The organism is Candidatus Taylorbacteria bacterium, from assembly GCA_039934295.1.
GTDB lineage: Bacteria > Patescibacteriota > Minisyncoccia > Phycocordibacterales > HO2-43-120 > HO2-43-120.
Genome location: JBDTMN010000002.1, coordinates 73,558 through 99,441, shown reverse-complemented (window position 1 = coordinate 99,441; position 25,884 = coordinate 73,558). Strand labels below are relative to the sequence as shown.

Annotated in this window: 21 protein-coding genes and 1 tRNA gene; 17 read left to right on the top strand and 5 right to left on the bottom strand. The window is 45.6% G+C overall.

All coding sequences use genetic code 11. From position 1 onward, the window contains the following. The first annotated feature begins 199 nt into the window (after positions 1 to 199). The 13 genes from glgP (at position 200) to ABI430_01005 (ending at position 20,285) form a co-directional block, all read left to right on the top strand. Positions 200 to 1,957 carry an alpha-glucan family phosphorylase gene (glgP, locus tag ABI430_01065; protein MEO8637476.1) on the top strand — a complete coding sequence of 586 codons (1,758 nt, stop codon included), beginning with the start codon at positions 200 to 202 and terminating at the stop codon, positions 1,955 to 1,957. Positions 1,958 to 2,030: 73 nt separating this feature from the next. Then, positions 2,031 to 3,554 (top strand): glycogen/starch synthase, encoded by a 1,524-nt coding sequence (locus ABI430_01060; GenBank protein ID MEO8637475.1) that lies wholly within the window; start codon positions 2,031 to 2,033, stop codon positions 3,552 to 3,554. Positions 3,555 to 3,570: 16 nt separating this feature from the next. Continuing rightward, positions 3,571 to 4,716: a hypothetical protein gene (locus ABI430_01055; protein ID MEO8637474.1), complete on the top strand. Its 1,146-nt coding sequence runs from the start codon at positions 3,571 to 3,573 to the stop codon at positions 4,714 to 4,716. A gap of 144 nt (positions 4,717 to 4,860) precedes the next feature. Further along, positions 4,861 to 5,679 carry an aldo/keto reductase gene (locus tag ABI430_01050; GenBank protein ID MEO8637473.1) on the top strand — a complete coding sequence of 273 codons (819 nt, stop codon included), beginning with the start codon at positions 4,861 to 4,863 and terminating at the stop codon, positions 5,677 to 5,679. Positions 5,680 to 5,726: 47 nt separating this feature from the next. After that, complete coding sequence (locus ABI430_01045) at positions 5,727 to 6,941, top strand: GspE/PulE family protein (protein MEO8637472.1); 1,215 nt, start codon at positions 5,727 to 5,729, stop codon at positions 6,939 to 6,941. 254 nt (positions 6,942 to 7,195) lie between these two features. After that, positions 7,196 to 8,269 (top strand): type II secretion system F family protein, encoded by a 1,074-nt coding sequence (locus ABI430_01040; GenBank protein ID MEO8637471.1) that lies wholly within the window; start codon positions 7,196 to 7,198, stop codon positions 8,267 to 8,269. A 19-nt stretch (positions 8,270 to 8,288) separates the two neighbouring features. Next, a complete protein-coding gene (locus tag ABI430_01035; GenBank protein MEO8637470.1) occupies positions 8,289 to 8,774 on the top strand; it encodes a type II secretion system protein in 486 nt (161 codons plus the stop codon). Between the two features lie 6 nt (positions 8,775 to 8,780). Beyond that, the gene (locus ABI430_01030) at positions 8,781 to 10,142 is read left to right on the top strand and encodes a hypothetical protein (protein MEO8637469.1); all 1,362 of its coding nucleotides are present in this window, start codon (positions 8,781 to 8,783) and stop codon (positions 10,140 to 10,142) included. A 43-nt stretch (positions 10,143 to 10,185) separates the two neighbouring features. Then, positions 10,186 to 10,698 (top strand): prepilin-type N-terminal cleavage/methylation domain-containing protein, encoded by a 513-nt coding sequence (locus ABI430_01025; protein ID MEO8637468.1) that lies wholly within the window; start codon positions 10,186 to 10,188, stop codon positions 10,696 to 10,698. Continuing rightward, positions 10,695 to 11,120, top strand: a complete 426-nt coding sequence (locus ABI430_01020; protein ID MEO8637467.1) for a hypothetical protein — start codon at positions 10,695 to 10,697, stop codon at positions 11,118 to 11,120. The genes ABI430_01025 and ABI430_01020 overlap by 4 nt, the downstream gene beginning before the upstream one ends. Before the next feature lie 179 nt (positions 11,121 to 11,299). Next, entirely contained in the window at positions 11,300 to 11,665 is a 366-nt protein-coding gene (locus tag ABI430_01015; GenBank protein MEO8637466.1) for a hypothetical protein, read from the top strand. 268 nt (positions 11,666 to 11,933) lie between these two features. Further along, complete coding sequence (locus ABI430_01010; GenBank protein ID MEO8637465.1) at positions 11,934 to 14,801, top strand: hypothetical protein; 2,868 nt, start codon at positions 11,934 to 11,936, stop codon at positions 14,799 to 14,801. Between the two features lie 171 nt (positions 14,802 to 14,972). Continuing rightward, entirely contained in the window at positions 14,973 to 20,285 is a 5,313-nt protein-coding gene (locus ABI430_01005) for a LamG-like jellyroll fold domain-containing protein (GenBank protein ID MEO8637464.1), read from the top strand. Between the two features lie 551 nt (positions 20,286 to 20,836). Here the strand turns inward: ABI430_01005 and ABI430_01000 are convergent. Beyond that, a tRNA-Glu gene (locus tag ABI430_01000) sits at positions 20,837 to 20,908 on the bottom strand. 142 nt (positions 20,909 to 21,050) lie between these two features. Beyond that, positions 21,051 to 21,962 carry an alpha/beta hydrolase gene (locus tag ABI430_00995; GenBank protein ID MEO8637463.1) on the bottom strand — a complete coding sequence of 304 codons (912 nt, stop codon included), beginning with the start codon at positions 21,960 to 21,962 and terminating at the stop codon, positions 21,051 to 21,053. A gap of 128 nt (positions 21,963 to 22,090) precedes the next feature. Between ABI430_00995 and ABI430_00990 the strand changes: the two genes are divergently transcribed. Beyond that, positions 22,091 to 22,702, top strand: a complete 612-nt coding sequence (locus tag ABI430_00990; GenBank protein ID MEO8637462.1) for a DNA-3-methyladenine glycosylase — start codon at positions 22,091 to 22,093, stop codon at positions 22,700 to 22,702. On the opposite strand, the gene ABI430_00985 is transcribed toward ABI430_00990, so the two are convergent. From ABI430_00985 to ABI430_00975, 3 genes are all read right to left on the bottom strand, one after another. Beyond that, a complete protein-coding gene (locus ABI430_00985; GenBank protein MEO8637461.1) occupies positions 22,679 to 22,897 on the bottom strand; it encodes a hypothetical protein in 219 nt (72 codons plus the stop codon). The genes ABI430_00990 and ABI430_00985 overlap by 24 nt on opposite strands. Before the next feature lie 142 nt (positions 22,898 to 23,039). Next, on the bottom strand, positions 23,040 to 23,258 hold the full coding sequence (locus ABI430_00980) for a hypothetical protein (GenBank protein MEO8637460.1): 219 nt from the start codon (positions 23,256 to 23,258) through the stop codon (positions 23,040 to 23,042). A gap of 7 nt (positions 23,259 to 23,265) precedes the next feature. Then, the gene (locus tag ABI430_00975) at positions 23,266 to 23,721 is read right to left on the bottom strand and encodes a GatB/YqeY domain-containing protein (protein ID MEO8637459.1); all 456 of its coding nucleotides are present in this window, start codon (positions 23,719 to 23,721) and stop codon (positions 23,266 to 23,268) included. Between the two features lie 89 nt (positions 23,722 to 23,810). Here ABI430_00975 and ABI430_00970 point away from each other — a divergent pair, with 89 nt between their 5' ends. From ABI430_00970 to rplU, 3 genes are all read left to right on the top strand, one after another. Continuing rightward, the gene (locus tag ABI430_00970) at positions 23,811 to 24,065 is read left to right on the top strand and encodes a hypothetical protein (GenBank protein MEO8637458.1); all 255 of its coding nucleotides are present in this window, start codon (positions 23,811 to 23,813) and stop codon (positions 24,063 to 24,065) included. A gap of 212 nt (positions 24,066 to 24,277) precedes the next feature. Then, a complete protein-coding gene (locus ABI430_00965) occupies positions 24,278 to 25,378 on the top strand; it encodes a DNA recombination protein RmuC (GenBank protein ID MEO8637457.1) in 1,101 nt (366 codons plus the stop codon). A 66-nt stretch (positions 25,379 to 25,444) separates the two neighbouring features. After that, entirely contained in the window at positions 25,445 to 25,762 is a 318-nt protein-coding gene (gene rplU / locus ABI430_00960; GenBank protein ID MEO8637456.1) for a 50S ribosomal protein L21, read from the top strand. The last annotated feature ends 122 nt before the right edge of the window (positions 25,763 to 25,884 follow it).

The window sequence follows — 25,884 nt, the reverse complement described above, 5'->3', positions numbered from 1 at the left end:
CGGAAAATCCGTCCGAACCCGCTCTTCCGGCTCAAATCAATTCTGAACCGGATGTCTTGTTGCCGTGATGTGGCGGTAACCTCACGGTGCGTTTTGTGCGCATATCTCGAGCGCTGAAAATGTCAACAACCTTGACATGGGGGTACTGGGGATTTAGTGGTATGGCTCGAAATACGAAATTCTGCTATACTATTTTCTAATGTTTTCAGAAAAAAATAAATCTGGGCTTGTTATTGATACTATCGATATTGCGGATCTTGATACTCCGGAGAAAAAATCACAATACCTTACAAAGCATCCGATTGCGTATTTTTGCGCAGAATATGCGATTGATGACTCTATTCCTATCTACGCCGGAGGATTGGGAATTCTCGCCGGAGACACAATTCTCGAGGCGCAGGAAGAGAATATCCCTTTTGTCGCGGTAGGCCTCTTTTATCGGAGGGGTTTCGCGAGCTATCCTAAAATCTCAACGAAAAATCAAAGTCCTCTTGACCCTGCGCAGTCCGGTTTTGAGCTCGTAAAAAACGTTCGCGGGGATCGGATTCTCGTTTCTATTCCTGTAGGGGACAGAGAGATTTCTTGCCAAGCGTGGGTGCGAACTTTCGGGTCTGCAGTTCTGTATCTTTTGGATATTAATATTCCCGAAAATAACGAGGACGACAGGAAAATATGCACCTACCTCTATCCTGACAGTTTCGAAAACAGAATGACCCACGAAATTATTCTCGGTATCGGAGGAGTCGAACTTTTGAAATTGATCCATGTCAACCCTAGCGTGTATCACCTAAACGAAGGCCATACGGGTTTTGCGGCTCTCGCCCTTGCAGTTGAATATATGAAAAACAATACCGATGCTCCCCGATTGGCGGATGCAATCGAGAAAGTTCGCCCGCTTGTTGTCGGCACCAAGCATACTATTTTGCCGGGAGCGGGGATTTTTTTCACCAAGGAGCAATGCAAAAAGAATCTTTTTCGCTACCTAAGCCAGCACGGGGTTAGCGTGGACGAACTTCTTTCTTTGGGAACCGAAAACGACGACGCGGAAATTTTCTCCACAACCCGTTTTCTTTTGAGAGTGTCCGCGAGGGCAAATGCCGTGAGCAAACTGCATTCGCTCGCTGAAGCAAAAGTCCCATCTCCTCTTCACAAAGAACTTATTCCCATAACAAATGGCATAAATGCGACGAGATGGATGATGCCGGCACTCGGCACATCCGAGACGAGTGCCGAGAGTCTCTGGAGCATTCATACAGAGGCAAAAAGACAGCTTTTTGAGTATATCAAAGCCGTAAACGGAATCGAGCTCAATCCCGAATCGCTGGCGATTGTCTGGGCGCGCCGAATTGTTGAATACAAACAACCACTTTTAATTTTTTCCGATGTGGAGAGACTGAGACGTATTCTTACGGATGCTAAAAAACCGGTCGCTATTATTTTTGCCGGAAACGCTTATGCGGGAGACTCCGACGCGGTGAAGCTTCTTGAAGAAACTCTCATGTTCATAAAAAGCATGAATCTTCCAAATATTCTCTATCTTCACGACTATTCTTTGAGCTTGTGCAAAAAGCTCTCGGCCGGAGCGGACGTCTGGCTCAATACTCCACAAAACGGAAAGGAGGCGTCTGGCACGAGTGGTATGAAAGCGGGCGTGAATGGCGCGCTTCAATTTTCGGTCGAGGACGGCTGGGTAGGGGAAGCAAATTTAAAAGACTCAATGTGGAGTATTGAAGGGAGCAATATCGCGGAAGTGATTTATAGCACGCTCGAGAATAAAATTATTCCGGAATTCTTTAATCGTGAGGGCTATGGAATGCCTGACACATGGATAGCGAAAATGCAGAAAACTCGAGCGGTTGTCCTCAAAGATTACTCGACCCGGAGAATGCTCGCGGACTACATGAGCAAACTGTATTTTCCACCTCGAGCGACCGCAGAGTCCGACGAAGCGGTTTAGCTTTGGGCGATTGCGCTTTGAAATTTTCGGATGGCTACAAGGCTTTCAAATTGATATACTATTGGAAACATGTATGAAGTTATTTAAAACAAAGCAAAAATGTAAAATCCTCTTTGTGGCAACGGAACTCAAGCCTTTCGCTTCGGTCGGGGGGCTGGGAGCGGTGATGTATGCATTGCCAAAAGTGCTAAACGCATCAGGTTTTGATGTTCGGGCGATGATTCCGCGCTATTTGAATATCCAGGAAAGCGAGCGGATTACGATGGAATATGAGGGACTCGAAGTTCCCACAGACAACACGGAGGGCGACAAGCATCTCATTTGCAACGTAAAAAAATATACGAGCGAGGGGGTTAATGGAAGTCCCGTTACCACGTATTTTCTCGAAAATATGGAATACTACGAGCAGAGAGCGAATGTCTACGGATACGCCGATGACCCGATTCGCTGGGCACTCCTTTCCCGGGGAGTGCTTGAATTTTTGAAAGTGTCGGAGTGGGTGCCCGATGTCATTGTGGCAGCCGACTGGCAGACCGGACTTTTGCCGAATTATTTAAAAACAATTTACAAGGGAGAGAGAAGGCTCCAAGGCATATCCACTATTTTTTCCATTCACAACTTGGGTTATCAGGGCAATTTTAATCATCGTTTCCTTCAGGAGTCCGATTACGATGACGGGCATTCTCTTATTCCGGCTTTTTCCGACCCACGCTTGATGAAAATGAACGGCATACGCAGGGGCATAATGTACGCGGACGCCGTCAACACGGTTTCGCCCACCTATTCGAAAGAAATCCTGACTCCAGAATTCGGCGAAGGCATGGACGCCTTATTGAATGAGAGAAGAGGAGTAGTTCACGGAATTTTAAACGGAATTGATTATAAAGTATGGAATTCGGAAAAAGACCCTCTTATTGAAAATTCTTTTTCACTCGATGACCTCGGTCGGAGGAGTCTGAATAAAGCGGTAATTCAGAATCGATTCAGCCTGAAGGAGGACCCCGACACTTTTTTGGTTTCCATAGTAAGCCGTCTCACTCCCCAAAAAGGATTTGACATCGTCATGCCTGTTCTGGAGTCGCTTTTGAAAGAAATGAAGATGCAGGTCATCATCGTCGGAGACGGAGACGAGAAATATATGCAATTTTTCCAAGACCTCCACACGAAATTTCCAAACGAGGTTGGCGTCGAGCTCAAATTTAGCCAGGAGCTTCCGCACTCCGTTTTTGCCGGCGCGGACGCAGTTTTAATTCCTTCTCTTTTCGAGCCTTCGGGACTGACTCAGATGGAAGCCATGCACTACGGCGCAATTCCGATTGTGAGAAAAACCGGAGGCCTCGCCGACACGGTTTCCGACTATTCTCCAAAAAATGCGGAGAGTACAGGATTTGTTTTTGAGAAATTCGATTCCTCCTCGCTCCTTATTTCGGTGGTTCGGGCGTACGAGAATTTTCAGAACAAAAAAATCTGGAGAAAAATTCAAAAAGGAGCGATGGAAAAAGATTTCTCGTGGGAAAATTCGGCAAAAAAATATGAGAAACTCATAGAAAAAGCGATGAAGATACGGTCGGACATGGACAATCCGAAAGAAATCTAATTTTAACTATTCTTTCATGCTCTATTGGGTTAATTTTTTGCATATATACCAGCCTCCGAACCAGGATCTCCAGACCTTGCGCGACGTAGCGTCTCAAAGCTACCGGCTCATACTTCGACTTTTGGAAAAGTATCCGAAATTTTGCGTTACTTTAAATATCTCGGGCTCCCTCCTTGAGCAAATGGAGGCGGACGAATTTCGGGACGTTATAGACGGCTTCAAGAAAAATGTGGGCGAGGGACGTATAGAGCTTGTGGGCAGTGCCATGTATCACCCTATTCTCACCCTTCTTCCGGCAGATGAAATTGAAAGGCAGATTCGCCTCCATGAGAAAATTTGCAAGAAAGTGTTTGGAGACCTGTACAACCCGAAAGGTTTTTTCATTCCGGAAATGGCCTATGGAGAAGAAGTCGGAAAGGTGATAAAGAATTTCGGCTTCTCATGGATTATTCTTGATGAAGCGCACGGCGGAGGAAATCCCGACCCTGAAGTGAAGTATGAAATCGAGGGTCTCGGTCTTGGGGTGATTTTCAGAAACCGGAAATTTTCAAAATCGTTTCCTCCGGAATATATTCTTGAGCATATGTCGGAAATAAAGTCTCCCTACCTCGTCACCGCCCACGACGGGGAAGTGTACGGTCATTGGCACAAGGAAGACCACGGTTATTATGAAAAAGCGTTCACTCATCCGGAGCTCGACCTCATAACCGCGAGCGATTATCTTGGAAGACTCACGCGTACCGAAACCATTTCCCCGAAAAGGACCAATTGGGAAGCGACCGCAGACGATATACAATCGGGAATTTCTTTTGCCCTATGGAATCATCCGAAGAACGAGATACACCGAAAGCTCTGGAGACTGGCAAAATTTGCTCTGCGGACACTTAAAGAAAATTCGGACGACGAAAATTATTTTTACGCGAGGAATCACCTCGACCGGGGGCTATCGAGCTGTTCGTGGTGGTGGGCGTCGGAAGCGAAGCCGGACGTGTTTTCTCCCATCACCTGGAATCCTGCTCTTATCGAGCGCGGAGCCAATGAGCTCATAAAAAGCGTCCGCTCATTGAAGAAACTCTCAAAATCCCAAAAAATCCAAGCGGAAAAAATCCGAAGCGACCTCCTTTTTTCCTTGTGGAGAAAGCATTGGGACAAATACTCGTAACTACAATTATTTTCAGAATCCCGTAGTAGAAAATGGCATTTGAAAGTCGTGATAAAAAAATAAAAACATGCGAATTAGATTTAATAAGTAATAACGAGAAGATGGCAAAAACTCCGAAAGAGCAATGCCATTTTTCACTACGGGATGAAAAAAATTCTTACCCTCAATGATAACCTGACGATTCCTATTTTGGGTTTCGGAACATGGGAGCTTCTCGGGGCGAAAGCGAAAATGGCAGTTTTGACGGCGCTCGAAGTCGGGTACAGGCACGTAGATACCGCAGACGCATACGAGAATCACAAGGAAGTCGGTCTTGCAATAAAAGAGTCGCGTGTTCCGAGAGAGGAACTTTTCATCACATCTAAACTATGGAGAGATGAATTTGAAAAAGGAAAAGTGAAAGGGGCATGCCAAAGAGCGCTCAAAGAACTTGGTCTCGATTATCTCGACCTCTATCTACTTCACTGGCCGAATAAGGATGTGCCGATTGGGGAAACGCTGGAGGCGATGCGGGAGCTTGTCGAAGTAGGATTGGTTCGGTCAATCGGGGTTTCGAATTTTACCATTCATCATTTGGAGGATGTAATCGCGACCGGCATTTCGGTTGCTCTAAATCAAGTCGAGTTTCATCCAAGTTTGTATCAAAAAGAGCTTGAGGAGTTCTGTGGTAAGCACGCTATTGCAGTCACCGCATATTCTCCGATGGCACGGGGAGCGGATTTAAAAATTCCCACCATTGTGGATATCGCGAAAAAATACAAAAAAAGCGCGAGCCAGATTATTCTCAATTGGACGATGCAAAAGGGCATTGTCGTTATCCCAAAAGCGAGCAATCCGATTCATATTCGAGATAATTTTGCGTCTCTGGAATTTGATTTGGCGCCTGAAGATTGCGCTCTCATTGATAATTTGCACATGAACCGAAGAATCGTTCTCCCTGATTTCAACGAGTTTGATTATTAAAGATGAGGAATAGTTGCCTTTTTTTATATTTTGATTAGACTTCGAACATGGCCAAAACAAAGGTCGAGGTCGAACTCGGACGCGGAGAGGATATTTCCATCATTAATTTGATTGACTGTCTTATCGAGCATGCGCAAGGCTCTCAGGCGTCCGACATTCACATTGACCCCTTCGAGAATTCGGTCAAGGTGAGGCTTCGAATCGACGGCATACTCTACGACGTCTACAATTTTCCTAAGGAAATTTATTCTGAAATCATTTCTCGCATTAAAGTCTTAGCGGGCTTGCGCACGGATGAGCATCAAAGCGCTCAAGATGGACGTTTCAGAAATACACTGCCCGAAGTAGGGTCAGTGGACATTCGTGTGTCTATTGTTCCCACTTACCATGGAGAAAATGCGGTTTTGAGGCTTTTGACGGATAAAAGAGAGCAGTTTACCTTGGAGTCTCTCGGGTTCAGCGAGCCAAACAGGGAAAAGATTTTGAAGGCCCTGCGCAAACCTCACGGCATGATTCTTGCGACCGGTCCCACGGGCTCTGGCAAGACCACCACTCTCTACACGCTCATCAAACTCTTAAACACGAGAGATGTGTCGGTGATTACGATTGAAGACCCGATCGAATACGCAGTCGAAGGAATCGAACAAATCCAAGTCAATCACAAAAGCGGACTTACCTTCGCGAACGGACTTCGGTCGGTCTTGAGGCAGGACCCGAATGTGATAATGGTGGGAGAGATTCGGGACAGTGAGACTGCGTCTCTTGCAGTGAACACGTCTCTTACCGGGCATCTCTTGCTCTCGACTCTCCACACAAACGACGCCGCGACAATACTGCCGCGGCTTTTGGACATGAAAATCGATTCATACCTGGTCGCTTCGACCGTCAATATCGCAATCGCGCAACGGTTGGTGAGGAAAATATGCTCCGGGTGCAAAGTGGAAAGAGAAGTCACCGATGCGGAGCGCAAAAGTCTGTCTGAAGTTATTCAGGATGAGATGATGGAGGATCATCAGAGATTTTTTTTCGGTTCTGGCTGTGAAAATTGTAATTTCACCGGCTATCAGGGAAGAATTTCGGTCAATGAAGTTTTGGTCGTCAACCCTCAAGTTCGCGACGCTATTTTGCGAAAAACATCGGCGGCGGAGATTAAGAATATAGGGGTGGAGAGCGGTATGACGACGATGCTTATTGATGGTTTTGAGAAAGCGACGAGGGGTGTGACTACTATTTCGGAAATTATCCGAGTTATTCACGAGTAATTGTTAAGAACCCTTAACGAATAGGGCACACGAATAGTTAAGAACCCATAACGAATAGGGCACACGAATAGTTAAGAACCCTTAACGAAAAGGGCACACGAATAGAAAAGAACTTTTCACGAATAAAGCATACGAATAAGAATAACTCTTAATTTCATTTGTGGCATTCTCCGCCCGAACGTAGCGTTTCGCCCGCCCGGATGACTCGGTCGGACGGGGTACGGTCAGGCATATTTGTAGATTCGCATTATATTATGCATTCATTCTTTAAAAAACTCCGTGCCCGCTTCAGTCTCAAAGACCAGGCACATTTTTCAAAAAGGCTCGCATTTTTGACGGGGGCAGGGGTGCCTCTTCTCGACAGTCTCATAATTCTCAAGAATCAAAACAGATCGAAATCAAAGACAGTGGTGTATGAAAGGCTCGTGAGTGATGTTTCGAGCGGGCAGTATCTCTCAACAAGTCTTCGCAAATCCCGTTCCATTTTTGGAGAGCTTTCAATTCATATCATTAAAGTTGGAGAAGTGAGCGGAATTTTAAGTCAGAATCTCAATTATTTAGCAGAAGAATTGAAGAAGAAGGACGAATTGAAGCGAAAAATTCAAAGCGCGCTCATCTATCCCATATTTATTACGACTGCAACCATCGGTATCACCGCGCTTCTTACCGCCTATATTTTCCCCAAATTGCTCCCTATCTTCCAGAGCCTTCACGTCACCCTGCCTTTCTCGACACGCGCTCTCATTTTTGTGAGCAATTTTATTCGTCATTTCGGTCTGTACTCGCTCGCAGTGGGCGCAGGAGTATTCATTGCAAGCTCAATTCTTGTCAGACGTTCGGAATCTTTTCGATTCTATCTCCATTTTTTCCTTCTAAAGATTCCTGTGGCGAATACCATGATCAAAAGTTATTCGATGGCAAATTTCACAAGGACTTTGGGATTGCTTTTGAAAAGCGGTGTGAAAATTACCGACGCACTTTCCATCACCGCAGATTCAGCTTCGAACTTGGTGTACAAGAAAGCATTAAAAGAATTTTCGAAAGAAGTGGAGTCAGGGGAAAAAATCTCTTCCTGTATGAGCAAAAGTCCGAATCTCTTCCCCGATGTTTCTATTCAGATGATTGCAATCGGCGAGACTTCAGGAAATTTGGGCGATACTCTCATGTATCTTTCGACATTGCATGAAGGTGAGGTAGATGATGGTACGAGAAATCTCGCAAGCACTCTTGAGCCAATTCTTATGGTTGGGATGGGGCTTGTAGTCGGTTTTGTGGCGGTCTCGATTATCACTCCTATTTATCAAATTACTCAAAATTTGAAACCCTAGGACCTAGAAGACATTTGACATGAGAAAAAAAATTCACATCCAATTAAATTCGGTCAGATGTTACATGTTACATGTTAAATGCACTGCGGGATTCACTCTCATAGAAATCCTTGTCGTCATGGCTCTATTCTCTCTCATTCTTTCGACTGGAATTTTTGTTTCGCTTAACTCGTACAAAAGATATAGTTTTTTCTCCGAAGAGAACACGCTTGTGACCCTTATTTACAAAGCGAGAAGCATGGCTCTCAATAATGTTCGAGGACTTCCGCATGGAGTTCACATAGATGCCGGGAACTACGTTCTCTTTGAGGGGACTCCCTATAATCCGAATGATTCTAAGAATCAATTATTTGAAAGAAATACCGCGGTTGCAACGACTGGTCTTGATGAAATCCTCTTCAATGCGCTTTCCGCAAACCCCGTCCAGCTGGGAGTTATCACACTTAGCGAGGACGGTCAAACAAAGTCAATTTCAATTGGAGATGAAGGAACGATCAACTGGTGAAATCAAATGAACGAACAATCTTCACAAGGCATGAGCACGCTTGAAATACTTGTTGCTTTTTCAGTGGGTATTTTGGTTATAACTGCCGTGATTTTGGTTTCTTTCGGGAGCAGGAGCATGATTTTGCAGGCGGAACTGTCGCTAATCGCTCTCGCAAAAGCAAAATCAGGACTCGAAATCTTTCTACTCGAAGATTTCTATTCTCTGCAAAACACTTTGGTTGCCGACGGGATTTTTGAAAAAACAATTACTGTTGAACCGATAACGAATTTTGCGAAATCTGTAGAAAGCGCTGTCAGTTGGGATGGTGGAAAACACCAAGTGGTACTATCAAGAATTGCGACGAATTCAGAAAACGCTCTCGGAACGGATACCTGCGACATGTTTCTAACCGATGATTGGAGTAATCCAAGCGAAATTGCGTCTATTTCAAGTCTCACTGACATCACCCAAATTGATGTTCTCAATAATAAAATATATGTGACGACGAATTCAAGCACTCCGCTTCAACCCGATTTTCACATTGTGGATATTTCTAATCATTCAGATATTCAAATAGTATCGAGTATAACCACGGGCCCAGGTCTCAACGCTCTGCATGTAGCAGGAGATTACGCGTATGTTGCAAATGGAAGCATAAACGCGCAACTTCAGATTATTGATGTGTCTGATTCTTCTAATCCATTGCTTAAAAAAGAATTGAAGTTGCCTTCCATTGTAGGAATAAATGACAATAGAACTTCGAGTAGCATTTTCTATTCGAATAAAAAAGTGTTTCTCGGAACAAATAATTCACCGAGCTACCCTGAATTCTCCGTTATAGATGTCTCTGACCCTCTTAGTCCCTCATTGCTCGGAAGCTTTGAGATAGGGAATGTAGTAAACGACATCTATGTTGTCGGAGCGAAGGCGTATCTAGCTACCGCCAGCAGTAAACAAATGAGAATTTTGGATGTGAATGATCCCAGTGATATCAAGGAAATCGGAAGTATTACATTGACTCAATTTCTAACCCAGAGCGGGAAGAGTCTTTATCCATTGGGGGATACGGTTTATCTCGGAAGAACTTATGGAGGAACGATCGCGTCTAATCATGAATTGCACATTATTGATACAAAATCTGAGAGCTCGGTTGGGTCGGAAAAAATAGGGAAGAGTGTGAATGACATTTTTGTTCGAAGCGACAAGGCATTTCTTGCAACACTAGTTGGGGCGGAAGAATTTCAAATATGGAATGTGAAAGACCCGAGCAACATTGTAAAAATTGGAGACATCAACTTGAATGGAGACGGCATAAGCCTCGACTGCGAGGGGAATACAATGTATGTTGCAACTCCAAACAAAATAATATTTGTAAAAGGAAACTAGGAATGACAGGAAGCATGTAGCATGTAACATTTAACATTTGACCATGAAATCAAAAATGCAAAAAAGATTTTTCCATGTTTCATGTTACAAGTTACATGTTACATATTCCCGCGGCTTCACCCTCATCGAGTCTCTCATTTACATTGCCCTTCTTGCTCTTATCATGGGAAGTTTTCTTCAGACTGCATATCAGGTTATTGCAAACGAAAATGCCATGAGCGAAAAAGTCCTGCTCATTGAAGAGACAAATTTCTTGCTCAAAAAGATTGATTCCTTGTTTGCCGGAGTTACGTCTGTATCAGTGCCCGCATTGGGTAGTTCTGGGTCAACGCTCTCTCTGCGCGGGTCCGGAATTTCTTTAACGTTGAGTTTTGACCCAGCGGGAAAAAGTATCATGCTAAGAAGAGGAGCATCACCCGAAAATAAATTGAATAGCGATTTTGTTTCCATTGACGCTCTATCATTTGAACACGAGAGCGCGAACGGAAAAGAATTCGTGAAAGTTTTCCTTACGATTAAAGGAGAAGTATATGAGTTAATCAAATTGATTCAATGACGTGTTCATCTAAAAAAGAAAAAGGGTTCATCGCGCTGATTTCGGTCATTCTCATCTCTCTTATTATGACGACCATTGTTTTCACGCTGAATCTCGGGGGATTCTCGGCGAGGTTCAATGTTTTAGATTCTGAATTTAAGGAGATGAGCTCGTCATTTGCGAAAAGTTGCAGAGACATCGCGCTTTTAAAATTATCAACAAATAGCGCATATTCGCCGTCATCTGGAGGAGATGAGATTTCACTTTCGGAAACGGAGACCGAGCACAAATGCACGATTTTTTCAATAATGCCCCAGGGAGTGGATTTGCTCATTCGGACCCGTTCTCGATTCCAAAATACCTATTCCAATGTGGAGACGCTGGCAAAAGAAACCGGAGGCATTTGGAGTATCGTTTCTTCGAATGAAATAGCGCAGTTTTAAAGAAATGAGGTTTTTCCCCATATGGCGGGGGCGGGGGGTTGCTATTTAATTTTCTTTATGGTAGATTCCTTCTTGGAGCTGTTCTCCTACAGGAAATGGGAGTCGTGTTCTTGTATGTTGGCCTATTCCTCTCCGACCAACAAAAACAAACAGCAGTACAACGGTAAAGGTAGAACTCCATGAAAAAAACAGGCAAGACGGAATCCACATCAACCATCCACTCAAAAGCCGATGCAACGTCGGCATTCGCACGAGGAGACATGCTCTCCAAGACAATGAGGAAGGGGGTGGTGATGAAGGTTTTTGTAAACCGGATTTCACTTGCAAAGGCGTGTCTGATAGCGTTCAAATACGGCCTCGGCTTGATTAGCGAGGAAAAGGCGAATCTCCAGCGGTTAACGCTGGCGTGGCTTCGCCTCGGCGAAAAAAAATGGCGAAGGATTGCGCAGGAAGCGCAGTCTATCTACTGCCACTTCACGTTTGGCGAGTTTGCCTCCTGGGTCCGCCGCAATTTTGCGGGTCATCGTCCGTCCTGGACCTGGTAGACGGTCGTCAAAGTTTCAGTCAGTTACATCGAGGATGTTCCAAGTGGACATCCTTTTTTCTTTGGGAGAGTTCAGAAAGTTGCCCTTGTGGGATGAAATTTACTTCATTTGCTATACAAACGCGCTTCGATGATGCATCGCTGTGATAGAAAATGTCTCCGACCGTTCAACTTTTAGCAATATGCTTGTGTATAACTATCTTGGTATGCGGAAGTCAATACTGTATACTTTCTGTATCATTTAGAAGCTGTAATTAATTTTGATTTTTATGAAAACATATGCACGTTTCTTAGCTTTGTCGGCGATTGTACTGGCCTTCACCTTTATAGTAGCTAACCCGATTCATGCTCAAGGGGTTACACCGACAGCTTCTCAGATTTCAACCAAGTTTAAGACAGGTGATCGCGTTAAGATCAATTCCAACGTTTCTGTTGAACTAACAAATGGAAACACTGCCAAAAAAGACTTTGTCGGTACAATACGACCGAATGTTCCAGCACTGTCCAATAGTCTCGGTACTTGGTCATGGGCGGTTGACTTTGATTATGCAGGCACGGGTTGGGTTGAAGAGCGATATTTGGACAAAGTCACCTCTACAGCCACTGGTGGTGTACAAGGCGGACAAACAGCTACACAGGTCACACCGAAAGCTCCAGAGTTCATCGTGCTTGAAGCTTTTGCAGCATCGACCAAAACCGCCTATCGCGGTGAACAGATGTATATTTTACTGGGAGCTCTTTCTACAGTGAAAACTTCTTCAGTCCGCGTTGTCTATCCGACCAATACGGTGACATTGAGCAATCTAAGCACTACCAGAATATTTTCTGGAACTATAGGTGGATCTATAGGCAATGGACAAGTGGATTTCACTTCGGTTCCCGCCACTCCATTTACTGTTTCCGCCAATGCCGTCGTCGGCTCGTCTATTCAAGTGAGTTATTCCATAGATGGGGAAAAGACTTGGAGCCCGCCATCTACCTTGAAGATAGTTAGTCCGAACCTCTCATCGATGAGACTGTATCAGACATCCCACAAGGTAGTGAGGGATTATCAGTATGCTGTGCGTACGTGTCCGTCAGAGACCAATACATCTTCGTGTACTCTATCTAAGGTCTACATACAAAATTTCTCCCCAACTGCACCGTATAATGTGTGGCCGCGAGACGCTATTATCATAGACCCTTCCATCGCTAGATATTATGTCAATATTACCGGTAAAAACTACACAAAGACTCTTACCATCGACAACCAATCTACGTCGGCCCAATGGTTTCTTTCTATAGATCTACCAAACGACATGGTTGGTTCTACGAACGGCACAAAATACCAAGTCAAGATTTCTTCCGACGGGGTTAGGTTCAGCGGTTCGACTGACGTGATAGTCTACAATGGTCAGCAGAGCGGAGTTTCTCCTTCAACTGCGCCATTTGTAGGTGCAAGTAGGGCAAGTTTTATAAGTACCGGTTCTGGGGCTGGGACCGTGTCCACATTTTCTCCCAACCTCATCATCAAGCGAGTAGATGCCGATCTCAATCCTATTTCCGGAACACAGGCGACCGTGGACAGTATTTCTTCCGTAGGAGCAGCAAACCCGTATACAGTTTCTCTAGGCTCCGGCACAGGAGCAGGGCAATTTAATCCGTCAGTAGGTCAACACACCGCATACGCCACCGATCTTTTTGGATATGATGAATACTCGGCTTCGTGCACATTTGCAGGCGGAGGCCTCAACAATCAGGGGACAGAGTGTCTCATCGGCAGTCAATCATCATATTCAAAAACCAATGTTACCTGCTCTCTTGGTTTTTGTTCGGTGCCAGTGAATATAACTGCTGGCCAAGTATCAAAGGTAGTCTTTAGGTATGTGCCAACAACGGTTACACCAGTAACCCCTTCAAACCCTCCGGTAACACCTGTTCCCGCCAATCCCCCCGCAACAACCAATCCTCCTCCAACTACGACACTTCCTCCCGTTACTACCAACCCAGCAGCCGGAACCCCCACCGTCCTCCCTTGGAATGCGCCTTCTACTATCCAAGCTGGTCAGACTCTGAACTATACTTTGAATTGGTCTGGAGGACCGTACAGACTTTCTCTAGCAAAGCAAAACTGGTCGGTATTCGTATTCTTGCGCAACAAAGCTGATCGGAGCAAAGAAGTTAACTTTGGCTTCTTCCCAAATCCACCAACGGCGCAGTGGCCTGCAGGAACCATGTCTACTCCATCATCCAAGTCTACTTCTGACATTCCTCCCGGTTCATATGACGTCCTTGTTGGTATGTACGTCGGCTCGGAACGTCTGGTCTTTGCTCCAGGGTCCGGAGTATCTGATGCAGGTAGCAGTCGATACAAGGTCGGGGAGATTACGGTTACGGCGGCTCCAAACACTACTAATGCACCTGCTCCTTCGATAACTGATTTTAGAACTTCACAACCTATCACCAACGATGTCCGATCTACGACATTGGTATGGTCGGCGACAAATGCAACGGGCTGTACTCTGAATGGTCCAAACTTCAGCAACGCTTCATACAGAGCTAGCGAGGCTATCAATACAGGAGTGTTGACTTCAAATGCCAACTATACGCTCACGTGCAGAAACAGTGCAGGCGCTTCAGTCTCTAGAGATTTGGCAGTTTCAGTTCCAGCTATTCAACAGGTTCAAACTCAACCCACCGTTCTTCCTTGGAATGCTCCTTCGAGCATCCAAGTCGGCCAAACCCTCAATTACACTCTGAACTGGTCTGGAGGACCGTACAGACTTTCTCTAGGAAAGCAAAGCTGGTCGGTATTCGTATTCCTGAACAACAAAGTTGATCGGAGCAAAGTAGTTAGCTTCGGCTTCTTCCCAAATCCTCCGACCGATCAGTGGTCAGCAGGAACCATGTCTACTCCATCATCCAAATCCATCGATGATATCCCAGTTGGATCATACGACGTTCTCGTTGGTATGTACGTCGGTTCTGAACGCCTCGTCTTCACTCCCGGATCTGGGGTGTCTGATGCAGGGAACAGCCGATACAAAGTTGGTGAGATTACCATAACCGCGGCACCGACAACCCAGTCGACTTCCTATTGGGCAGGCGTTGCGGGTGCTTTCCTCGGTTGGCTTAAATATGTAGGGATTATTCGGTAGTGAAAAAGCATCTTTCTCTGCTTTAATTTAGGAAAGTTCCGGAATTTTTTTTAGATAGAATGAAATTTCATCCGGCGAATTACTTTTGACAAACATGCGTAATCTATTGCGTATAATGTATCTGTGGATATCTTTGTAGTCTAAGAAAAATTTTTTCTGTATTATTATCGCATGTATAAAAAACACATTCTTGGCATTATTGCCACAGCGTTTCTTTTATTAGTAGCAGTTTTAAGTTTTTCCACACTCAACAAGCAAATTAATAACGTCTACACTTCTTCCCAGCGCGCTCAAGCTATTCCCTCAAGTAACCTCATAAGCTACTGGGCCTTCGACGGTAACGCTAACGACTCCGTGGGATCAAATACCGGCACACTCATAAACGGACCGACATTTACCACGGGAAAGATCGGGCAGGGATTGAAGTTTGACGGGGTGGATGATTATGTCGATGCGAAAGACATTAACGCACTCGATGGGTTAAACGCCATGACTGTTTCAGTATGGATTAAGCAAGTGAGTAATAATGAAGTGGGTCAATTGAAATATCTGGTCACAAAAGGAAGTCCTTATGCAACTATAGAATGGAGCTTGTATTCTGACAACTATGCGTTCAATCCACAATTTCAAATCACAAGCGGAGGGGTGAAGTACTCATCCGGAGCGGCTCCAACCATAACTGATTCAAATTGGCACCATCTTGTCGGTATGTATGACGGTTCAAAAGTCAGCATCTGGGTGGACGGTGTCAAAAAATCTGAAGCCGCCGCTAGTGGGACCACTGATGCAAATAGTAAATCTGTCATTATAAACAACATCTTCGGTCCGAACTGGGTCTTTAACGGCTCTATTGACGAAGTCCGCATCTACAGCCGAGCACTCTCTGCTCAAGAAATCACCGACATATACAACTCCACAGGTGGAGGAGTCACTCCTACTCCGCCCCCACCGACCTCCGTTGGCAAACTCATAAGCTACTGGGCCTTCGACGGTAACGCTAACGACTCCGTGGGATCAAATACCGGCACACTCATAAACGGACCGACATTTACCACGGGAAAGATCGGGCAGGGATTGAAGTTTGACGGGGTGGATGATTATGTCGATGCGAAAGACATTAACGCACTCGATGGGTTAAACGCCATGACTGTTTCAGTATGGATTAAGCAAGTGAGTAATAATGAAGTGGGTCAATTGAAATATCTGGTCACAAAAGGAAGTCCTTATGCAACTATAGAATGGAGCTTGTATTCTGACAACTATGCGTTCAATCCACAATTTCAAATCACAAGCGGAGGGGTGAAGTACTCATCCGGAGCGGCTCCAACCATAACTGATTCAAATTGGCACCATCTTGTCGGTATGTATGACGGTTCAAAAGTCAGCATCTGGGTGGACGGTGTCAAAAAATCTGAAGCCGCCGCTAGTGGGACCACTGATGCAAATAGTAAATCTGTCATTATAAACAACATCTTCGGTCCGAACTGGGTCTTTAACGGCTCTATTGACGAAGTCCGCATCTACAGCCGAGCACTCTCTGCTCAAGAAATCACCGAGCTATTGAATGCAGTGGGGGGAGGAGGGGGGACAGCGGTCAACGGTCTGTGTTCAACCACTCTCAACCAGTGCACATCGGGCACATTCGCAGATGTTACTGACACCTCGACTGCGCGTCTCTGGAGTTGTACCGGATCAAACGGAGGAACCACTGCCTCCTGCTCTGAGACTATCTCTGTTGTCCCAGACACCACCGCACCTTCGACCCCTACGAACCTTTCGGCTTCCGCGGTATCTTCGAGCCAGATAAACCTATCCTGGACTGCTTCAACAGACAATGTAGGGGTTACAGGATACAAAGTATTTAGAAACGGCACACAAGTAGCTACACCAAGCACCAATTCGTATTCGAGTACTGGTCTTACCGCAAACACCTCATATTCATATACAGTCTTAGCGCAAGACGCGGCAGGGAATCCATCGGCCCAATCATCTTCCGCGAGCGCAACCACGCAGGCGGTTTCAGCAGGCAATCCCCGTACCTATGTCACAACTTTCTCCGGTGGCGCAGAAAATCCTCTATCAGAATCCGGCAACTGGATCAACGGCAAGGCGACAGGTCTAGACTGGACTGATATGCGTATGGCAAATGGATTGGTATATGGCACACAGCCGCCCTCAGGTGGCTATGATGATTCTACCGCTATACTCTCCGGCACTTGGGGTCCAGATCAAACAGTCACTGCTGTTGTGCATACGGTGAATCCTACAGGAAGTGCTGTTGAGGAACTCGAGATTCGTCTACGTAGCAGTATCTCAGCCCATTCCAATACTGGCTATGAGTTGACCTACGGTCTCAGTCCAACTGGTACTCAATATTATTCTATCGTTCGCTGGAATGGTGCGTTAGGTAACTTCACGGTATTGGCCAATTTGAGTGCCGCACAGGGAGCCCCATTTCTTACTGACAACAGTACCATCAAAGGCACGATGATCGGCAATACCATCACCCTTTACGTCAACAATGTTTCCATACTTACGACTACTGACAGCACCTTTGCCAGTGGTGCACCCGGCATAGGCTGGCTCAGGGCATATGGAGGCGCGGATACTGACTACGGATTTAGAAGTGTTACCGCTACAGATGGTAGTGGTTCCGGCTCTCCTTCAGACACACAAGCTCCGTCCGTACCTACAAATCTTTCGTCATCAAACGTAACCCAAACAGGAGCAACTATTTCATGGACAGCTTCGACTGATACTGGGGGAGGAAACGTGGCGGGATACAAAGTATGGAGAGGAGGGGCTCAAGTGGGCACGGTAACATCCGGTACCTCTTTCGCCAACTCTGGTCTTGTGGCAAGCACCACATATTCATACACTATATCATCCTATGACAACGCGGGAGCTCCCAATAACTCCGTTCCGTCAGCCGCTTTATCGGTTACTACTAGTGGAGTAGCGACGCCAACAACATTTACTCTTACGATCACCAAGGCAGGCACGGGAGGAGGTACGGTGACTTCCACAGGAGGATCTGTGAGTTGTGGCAGTACCTGTTCGGCTTCAGGCCTCACCTCTGGCACAGTTTCAACTCTTACCGCTGTAGCTACTTCGGGCTCTACCTTCACCGGTTGGTCTGGAGGAGGATGTAGTGGAACGGGGACATGTGTAGTCACTGTAGCTTCAAATACGACAGTTACAGCAACATTCAACTTATCTTCAGTAAGTGGCGTGCCCGCGCCGACCTATGTATCGGCTGCCGGCGTGGCGCCAGACCAAATCAGCCTTATCTGGTTGCGCTCAACGCCAACAACCGGAACCATTACTTCGTATACTATATATAGGAATGGAACCCAGATAGGGACTATTGCGCACATACCGTACCAAGCTCCGTATCATGATACGGAACAGCAGTACTACCAGGACTTCACCGTCTCCCCAGGTACGACGTATACATACACAGTGACGGCTACAGATAACGGCGGAAATGTCTCGCCTCCGTCGGCAGGTGTTGCAGCAACCACTCCAGGCGGATCATCTGCTTTGATACCTTCAAACCGTTTGGCCAACTGGATTCCTGGAGTTACCGCAGGCGTTACTGGAGGGATTCCGACAAATCGCACTCATCTCATTGATGTCACCCAAGCGCCCTACAATGCGGATAAAACTGGAGCTACCGATGCCGCTCCAGCCATAAATAGTGCCATCACCGCCGCGGTGGCAAATGATATTGTTTATTTGCCCGCGGGAACCTATAAGATCTTGACCCAGATCGTCGCATCTTTTAAGAGTAATATAACGCTTCGCGGAGCAGGAGCGAGTACTATTCTTGATTGTTATGTTCCAAGCGTCTGTGTGAATATACGCGGATCTGAATTTTACAATGTTTCTGCCGTGCCGGTCCTTTCAGGCGCTTCGAAGGGAAGCACTCAAGTCAGCGTTTCTGACTCATCACCATATACAGTTGGAAATATAGTCAAAATAAGCGGAAAAAATAAAACATCTCTACCGACTATATCAGTCTCGGGCTACGAAAATATCCAATCCCAGATTGTGGTTCTGACTGGGAAGTCAGGTAGCGCCCTTAGCTTCTCCCCGCCTCTTATCGTTGATTTTTCAGGGAGACAGCCAAGCATCACTGCGCCGAATTATGCAACCTCAAGGTATGTCGGTATTGAAGACCTGACCATTGACGGGTCAAATGCCACCACTCAATTTGGAATAAGCGCTGGAGGCACATACGCTTCATGGGTCAAGAATGTCAAAGTCAGACACATGAGTAATTACTCGATAAGTTTTAATGATAGCTTGGGGTGCGAGGTCAGACATTCCTTCCTCGACGAGCTCAACCATGGCGGTACAAATGGCTCTGGATTTTTGAGCGGAGGAAATACCGGATGTCTGTTTGAAGATAACATCGTTTACAAATCATTCCCGCTTCTTGAAATAAACTTTAGTTCCGTAGGTAATGTTTTCGCCTACAATTATATGCCTGACGGCAGTGTGAACGTCAACCATGGTTCTCATAATAGCTACAATCTATATGAAGGAAATTATTTGCAGGGAGGCGAATTCAAATCAGACGGCTATTTTGGAAGCGATTCGGAAGAAATGTTCTTTAGGAACTGGACATCGGGCTTTCTTGCCTTCAAGCGTTTTTCCAGGAATTTTAGTGCCATCGGTAATGTCGTAGGTGCATATAGTCTCGGCCAGCCGAACATCGGCAATGGAGCCTCCACGGGATTTGCCCTACCGAGCCAAGGCATATATTGGCTAGACTGGAGCCCTGTCGCCGGGCTCGGCATCAAAGGTACCCTCACTAGTCGCGCATCTGATGGTTCAAGCGGTGTCGTAACCTTGAGCGCCGGAACTTCGCGACTGCTAGGATACTGCCAGGCTTTTGGAGGAAATTGTCCGGCGATTACAACGCAATGGAGCAATGGCGCTCGAATAGGCATGCATACGACTGCTTTTTCCGGCAATGCTGTTTCTCTTACCGGAGGATACCTAGACCCACTTCCGGCACAGGGAACTGCCATAGGTCTTTGGCCGAGATCAGAAGGATTCCAGGAACTTGATATGGATGTCGGACTCACGTTCATCAGGAAACAGAACTATATTTTCGGCAAAGGCATTCCTGCAAATGAAGCCTTGACGGGAGGACAGACTCTGCCAAATTCTCTCTACCTTTCCTCCAAACCCGCATGGTTCGGCTCACTCTCCTGGCCGCCATATTCTCCAACAAACGCTGCTCAAACCGCTGACAATATTCCCGCCGGCTACCGCTTCAATCATCCTGGCCAGGAAGCTCCGGGCGTAAGCGTAAGTATCAAAACAAATACCGACTCGGTTTCTCCCGTCAATGTTACTGCAGGGGTCTTGAAGGCACTCAGCGCATCTTTCATGGGCATTTTGCAAGAGTTTTGGAACACGTTGTATAAAATTTTGCGATGGATAATCGAGATGTTACAGAACTTATTGTGAGCGAAAATCTGTGACCCTACAGGGAGTCGGTCATAATTGTGTGCTACGCACTCAAAGTTTATGTGGTCACAAGTTACTAAATTTTTTGTTTCTTAAAATCACAAAAAATGTAAGTACTTGCCGACCCCGGCTCGGCTGTTCGCGTACTCGCGAACTAGGCCTGTGCCTTCACAAATTTTTCACGAGCAAAGCAGTTTGCTCGCTTTAAAAAAATTTGTGACCCTACAGGGAGTCGGTCACAGCTTTTTGTTCGACCGCCGTCTCACAAAAGCCGCGACCCCGACTCGCGACCCGTTCTGGTGAACGGGTGCCCGCTCCGTCTTTCGACTCCCTGTAGAATCTACAAAATTATACTCAGCCAATGCTCCGCATTGTCCTCATTATTTTTGTGACCCTACAGGGAGTCGAACATTACATGTTCAGTACCCCGATTGGATTTTTTCCTCGTTTGAAGCAAACTCAAAAAAAATGCTCAATCGGGCTTCGACTCCCTGACGCAGAGCCCCCAGCTCTGCTTAGTGTCACAGCTTTTTATGCTACGCAAAAATCTGTGACCCTACAGGGAGTCGAACCCTGCTTTGAGCCTTGAGAAGGCTCCGTCCTAGCCGATAGACGATAGGGCCAAACATGCAGAAATTTCTAATTACTAATATCTAATTTCCAATCTAAGAAATATAGCATTTTTTGGATAAATGACAAAAAAAGAAAAACCCCGAGGCCGAAACCTTGGGGCTCTGTTGTGATGAGAAGAACGAATGATTACGGTTATTTACGCGTAACCTGCGGTTCCCGGGCGGGCTCTACTCGCGGAAACACGTCCACGCCGGGATAGAACCACTTTTGCAATTGCACCCACCGAATGACCTCGTCTATCGGCCCGTTCGACCACATGAAAGCCATGTGGTCGCCTGGTACTTCGCAGTACGCAGAATTGGGACGGTATTTTACCGCAACCGCTCTTTGAATTTTCAGGGAAACCGCCCTGTCTTCTGTCGGAGCGATGACAAGGCTAGGACAGCAAACTTTTTTCTCGTCCACGCTGATTTTCCCCATGGCAAGTTCCCAAACTGCCAGACCTGAAGCGAGTTTCAAATTTTGAGCGTATTTGTTGGCGTTGGGGGTTTGATTCATGAACAACTTGAGGACGTGTTTCTCCTTCATCCGGAAAGTGCTGTATGGAGGTATGAGCCATGCCCAAAGATATGGCAGGTAGAGCATCCGACGAATGAAGAACGGGATGCCTGCGGGCGGACTCGATGATAAAAGGACGAGACCTTTTACGAGGGCTTCACTTGAGTCATCCATGCTCGTGCTGAATTTTTCTGCCACCATTTGCGCGGCGAGTCCCGCAATCGAGTGTCCGACGATAATCGTCGGGCGTCCAATATGCAGGAGCATGCAGACTATATCGTTAGCATAATCGTGAATCGAAGAAGCTTGCGGAGTTTCTCCCGGACCGTGGTCTCTCAAATTGAGTGCGTATGTTTCCAGTCCGAACCGAAGCGCGATATTTGTCGATAGTTCGAACTGTTCCGCGCTTCCGCCCATTCCAGGAATAAAGAGCAAGGGGCAGGAGCAGGTGATTGAATTTTGGGGCGGGCAGTTGTGAATGAACGTGAGGGTTGAGCGGGGGAGGACTCCCTGGATCTTCTCCAGAGACGAGCAGTAGTCAGTCATATTAGTTAGGGGTCAGGTGATTTCGGTGTATGAGGTTTTCAAACTGGAATTAAAGTAACAGAAAACAAGCTTTGCAGCAAATTTTTAAACTCTTATTGTATTGCCGAAAAAACGGGTACAATTGAAGAATGAAAAAGGTGTTACCCCAATCATTCTTCACGAGGCTGGTGGCGAAGGTTGCTCCGGAACTCTTGGGCAAATATCTTGTCCGTAGAATCGAAGGAAAGGAGGTTGCCTACAAAATCACGGAAACCGAAATGTATGATGGAGAAGGTGATTTGGCTTGCCATGCTTCGAGGGGAAAAACTTCTCGGACAGAAGTCATGTACGAGAAAGGCGGGGTCTTTTATGTGTATTTTACCTACGGAATGCACTACATGTTGAACGTCGTGACGGGTGACAAGGGTTATCCGTCAGCAGTTTTGATTCGGGGGGTTGAAGGGAAAAATGGGCCTGGAAGAATTACAAAATTCTTGCAAATCGACAAAAGTTTGAACGGAAAAAGCGCGGCTAGAAAATCGGGACTGTGGTTCGAGGACAGGGGAGTGAAAGTGGTGAAAAAAAATATTAAAAAAACTCCTCGAATAGGAGTGGACTATGCAGGTCCCGTGTGGTCAAAAAAACTTTGGAGATTTGCGCTCGTTGACAGGACTCCCCTTGACATGGGTAGAAAAAAGCCCGAGCGAGCTCGGGCGCGAAGTGAGTTGAGACGCGAATTATCGTTGCGACAAAATCATTGATTCACGGCGTGGGAATGTCCCACCATGGCGCTTTTTGATGAGCGGGGGTTTCAAATCTTTTTTCGACCCAGTGTTGGGTCTTCTTCCTGCGGAGGTTTTTTCATCATCTGGCTCCGCAACCAGACTATTTTCAACATTCCAGCCGAAACCTGTCTTCGAACTGATTTCGCCACCACTGCTAAGTGTTTTTGCCATAGGAGTATGTTTTGTTTTAACTACACGTTTTGTGCAGCCAAGGAAAATTATACCTTACATAAGGGAAAAAATACATCACCGCATCTATTCGATAGGTGCGGGGATGAAGCGAAATTTACGAGAAAAAATTAAATAGTTAGATCTATTCGCTTTCTTTTTTCTCTTCAGGAGAGGAAAGGTTCAAATTAATTTGAGGATTTACCCCGACTTTTCTCAGTTTTTTCTTTCCCTTTTTTTGTCCTGCTTCTAAAATACGAGCGTCCATTTCGGCTTTTTCCACCTCTTCTTGGGAGATTTTACCAGCTACAACGTCGCGCATGGATTGAAATCGTTTGCCGGAATCTGGCTTCTCAGGGTTCATCTTTTTTTTAACTAAATAATTTTTCTACTACTTCCTTCACATCTCCACCGTCAGCTTTACCTTTGAGCTCCTTCATCAGTACTCCCATGAACTGTCCCATTTTTGATTTTTCAGTGATGCCCATTGTCGATTTTTTTTCTTTTGCAATTTTGAGGATGTCGCTCTTGCTCATCATCTGGGGCAGATATGTTTCTAAAATTACGAGTTCTTTTGTTTCGGATTTGACAAGGTCGTTTCTTCCCCCCGCTTTGAACTGTTCGATTGAATCTTTCCTTTGTTTGACCGCTCGCCGGATGACAGCGAGGGCATCTTCGTCGGAAAGTTCCTCTTGCGGTTTTCTGCCCTTTGCCACTAGCTCGTTTACAAACGCGGCAGTCAGACCCCGAACAACCCCGAGCCTGTCGGCATCTTTTGCAAGCATCGCTTCTTTAATTTCGTTTTTTATTTGGGATTGGAGGGACATAAGAGTAGCTGTTAGCTATTAGCTGTTAGCTTATAGATTTAGAGTTTCGGTTTTTAATTTTGCCATAAAACCAACCTAAAATTGCACCAATGAAAAACCAAAAAATTGGGGAAAACACAGCAGCTAAGCGAAACACGGAAGCTATACTATTTGAAACTACGGTCCCATCCACAGTATTTTCTTCCAGGATTGAACTCCCAAAAATCATTTTGGTTATAAAGACAACAGGAGTCAATAGAAGGCCAGTTACAAAACCAACGGGACTATATCCTAAGGGTATAAAAATTATGGGAGTCAAAAATCCTATAACTCCTCCCTTCAACCAATATCTTTTTTTCATATAGCTATTATAACTCGAAATGAATAAATTGTAATGCGTCATCTCAAATACTCTTCCAACCTCTCTTAGATTCAAGACATACGTTATAATCTAGCTATAGCAAGATTATAACGTATGTCAGAAAAAATTTAAGTTTCCTATCAGATGTTACCCGTTACCCGTTACCCGTTAAATGTTACATGTTATATGTTACACGTTCTCTGGTATAATACCCCCATGCAAATTAATATCTACGTTCTTGTCCTGATTTTGGTTATTTTCCTCGTGGGAAATGGCGCTTTACTTTTCTTTTTTTTGAGAAAAAGGGATAAGCCGAAGGAAGACGGTCAAGGGCTCACATTGCTATTGAATCAGCTAAATGAGCTTGGGAGGACGGTGGACTCAAAAATGAGTGATTTGGGAAAAACCGTGGACGCCAAAATGACCGAAGGGTCAAAGCAGATGAGCGATTCTGTCCGTACCCAGTTTAGCGAGTCGGCAAAGCTTATCCGCGACGTGACACAGGGCTTGACCAAGCTCGACGAGACCAACAAGCAGGTGGTATCCTTTGCCGACCAGTTACAAAACCTGCAGGACATTTTGAAAAATCCAAAACAGAGAGGAATACTTGGCGAATACTATCTTGAGACATTGCTCAAAAATGTTCTGCCTCCGGGGAGCTTCGAAATGCAGTATCCATTCAAGGATGGCACGATTGTGGATGCGGTCGTGCACGTGAAAGACAAAATTATTCCGATTGACTCGAAGTTTTCGCTTGAAAATTACAATCGTCTTGTTGCGGAGAAAGACCCGGCGGAGCGCGAGCGTCTCGAGAAGGCGTTTAAAGGCGATCTCAAAAATCGCATTGATGAAACGGCAAAATACGTTCAGCCTTCGCAAGGCACGATGGATTTTGCGTTCATGTTTATTCCGCACGAAGCAATTTATTATGACCTTTTGGTCGCAGAAGTGGGTGGGATGAAAATCAATACCCGCGACCTCATTGAATATGCCTTTAAGGACAAGCATGTGCTGATTGTGTCTCCGACTTCATTCCTGGCATTTCTCCAGACTGTGTTACAAGGCTTGAAGGCACTCCAGATAGAAGAATCGGCAAAAGATATTCGCAAAAATGTGGAGGCTCTCCAGAAGCATCTCCGCTCCTATCAAGAGTATCATGGCAAGCTCGGCAACTCGCTTGCAACTGTGGTTAGCCATTTCAATACATCGGACAAAGAGTTTGGCAAGATAAACAAAGATGTCGTTCGCATCACCGGCAAAGCGAGCGACTTTGAGCCTTTAGCGCTCGAGAAGCCAGATGTGGGCGAGGACGAATAACTAGGTTGAGTCGCATTAAATAGATATTTCTTGCGAAAAAAATATGTTCGTGTATACTTGTCCACTATGGAATTTGCAATTATATTAACAGGAGGTAAGCAGTATCAGGTCTCGAAGGGAGACGTTATTTCCATTGAGAAACTTCAGGGCGAATTTAAAAAAGGAGACAAAATTATATTCGATAGGGTGCTTTTGGTTGATAAAGGCGAGGAAACCACTATTGGCATGCCCTATATTCCTGGAGCAAAGGTAACCGGCATTTTTGAAGAAGCATTGCGCCACAAAACGGTGGATGTTATCAAATACAAGCAGAAGAGCCGATATTTCAAAAAATACGGCCACCGTCAGCCCTACTTTAAAGTTTCTATTCAGTCGCTGAGCTAAAAGAAAGTCGCCGAGCACCGGAGGTGCTCGGCGACTTTCTTTGCCCTATGCTCTCAAGCTTTTTCATGTAATAATCAATTTATCCTTGTTTATCAAGAGCTTGCGCGTTTGAGTGCAGTTCC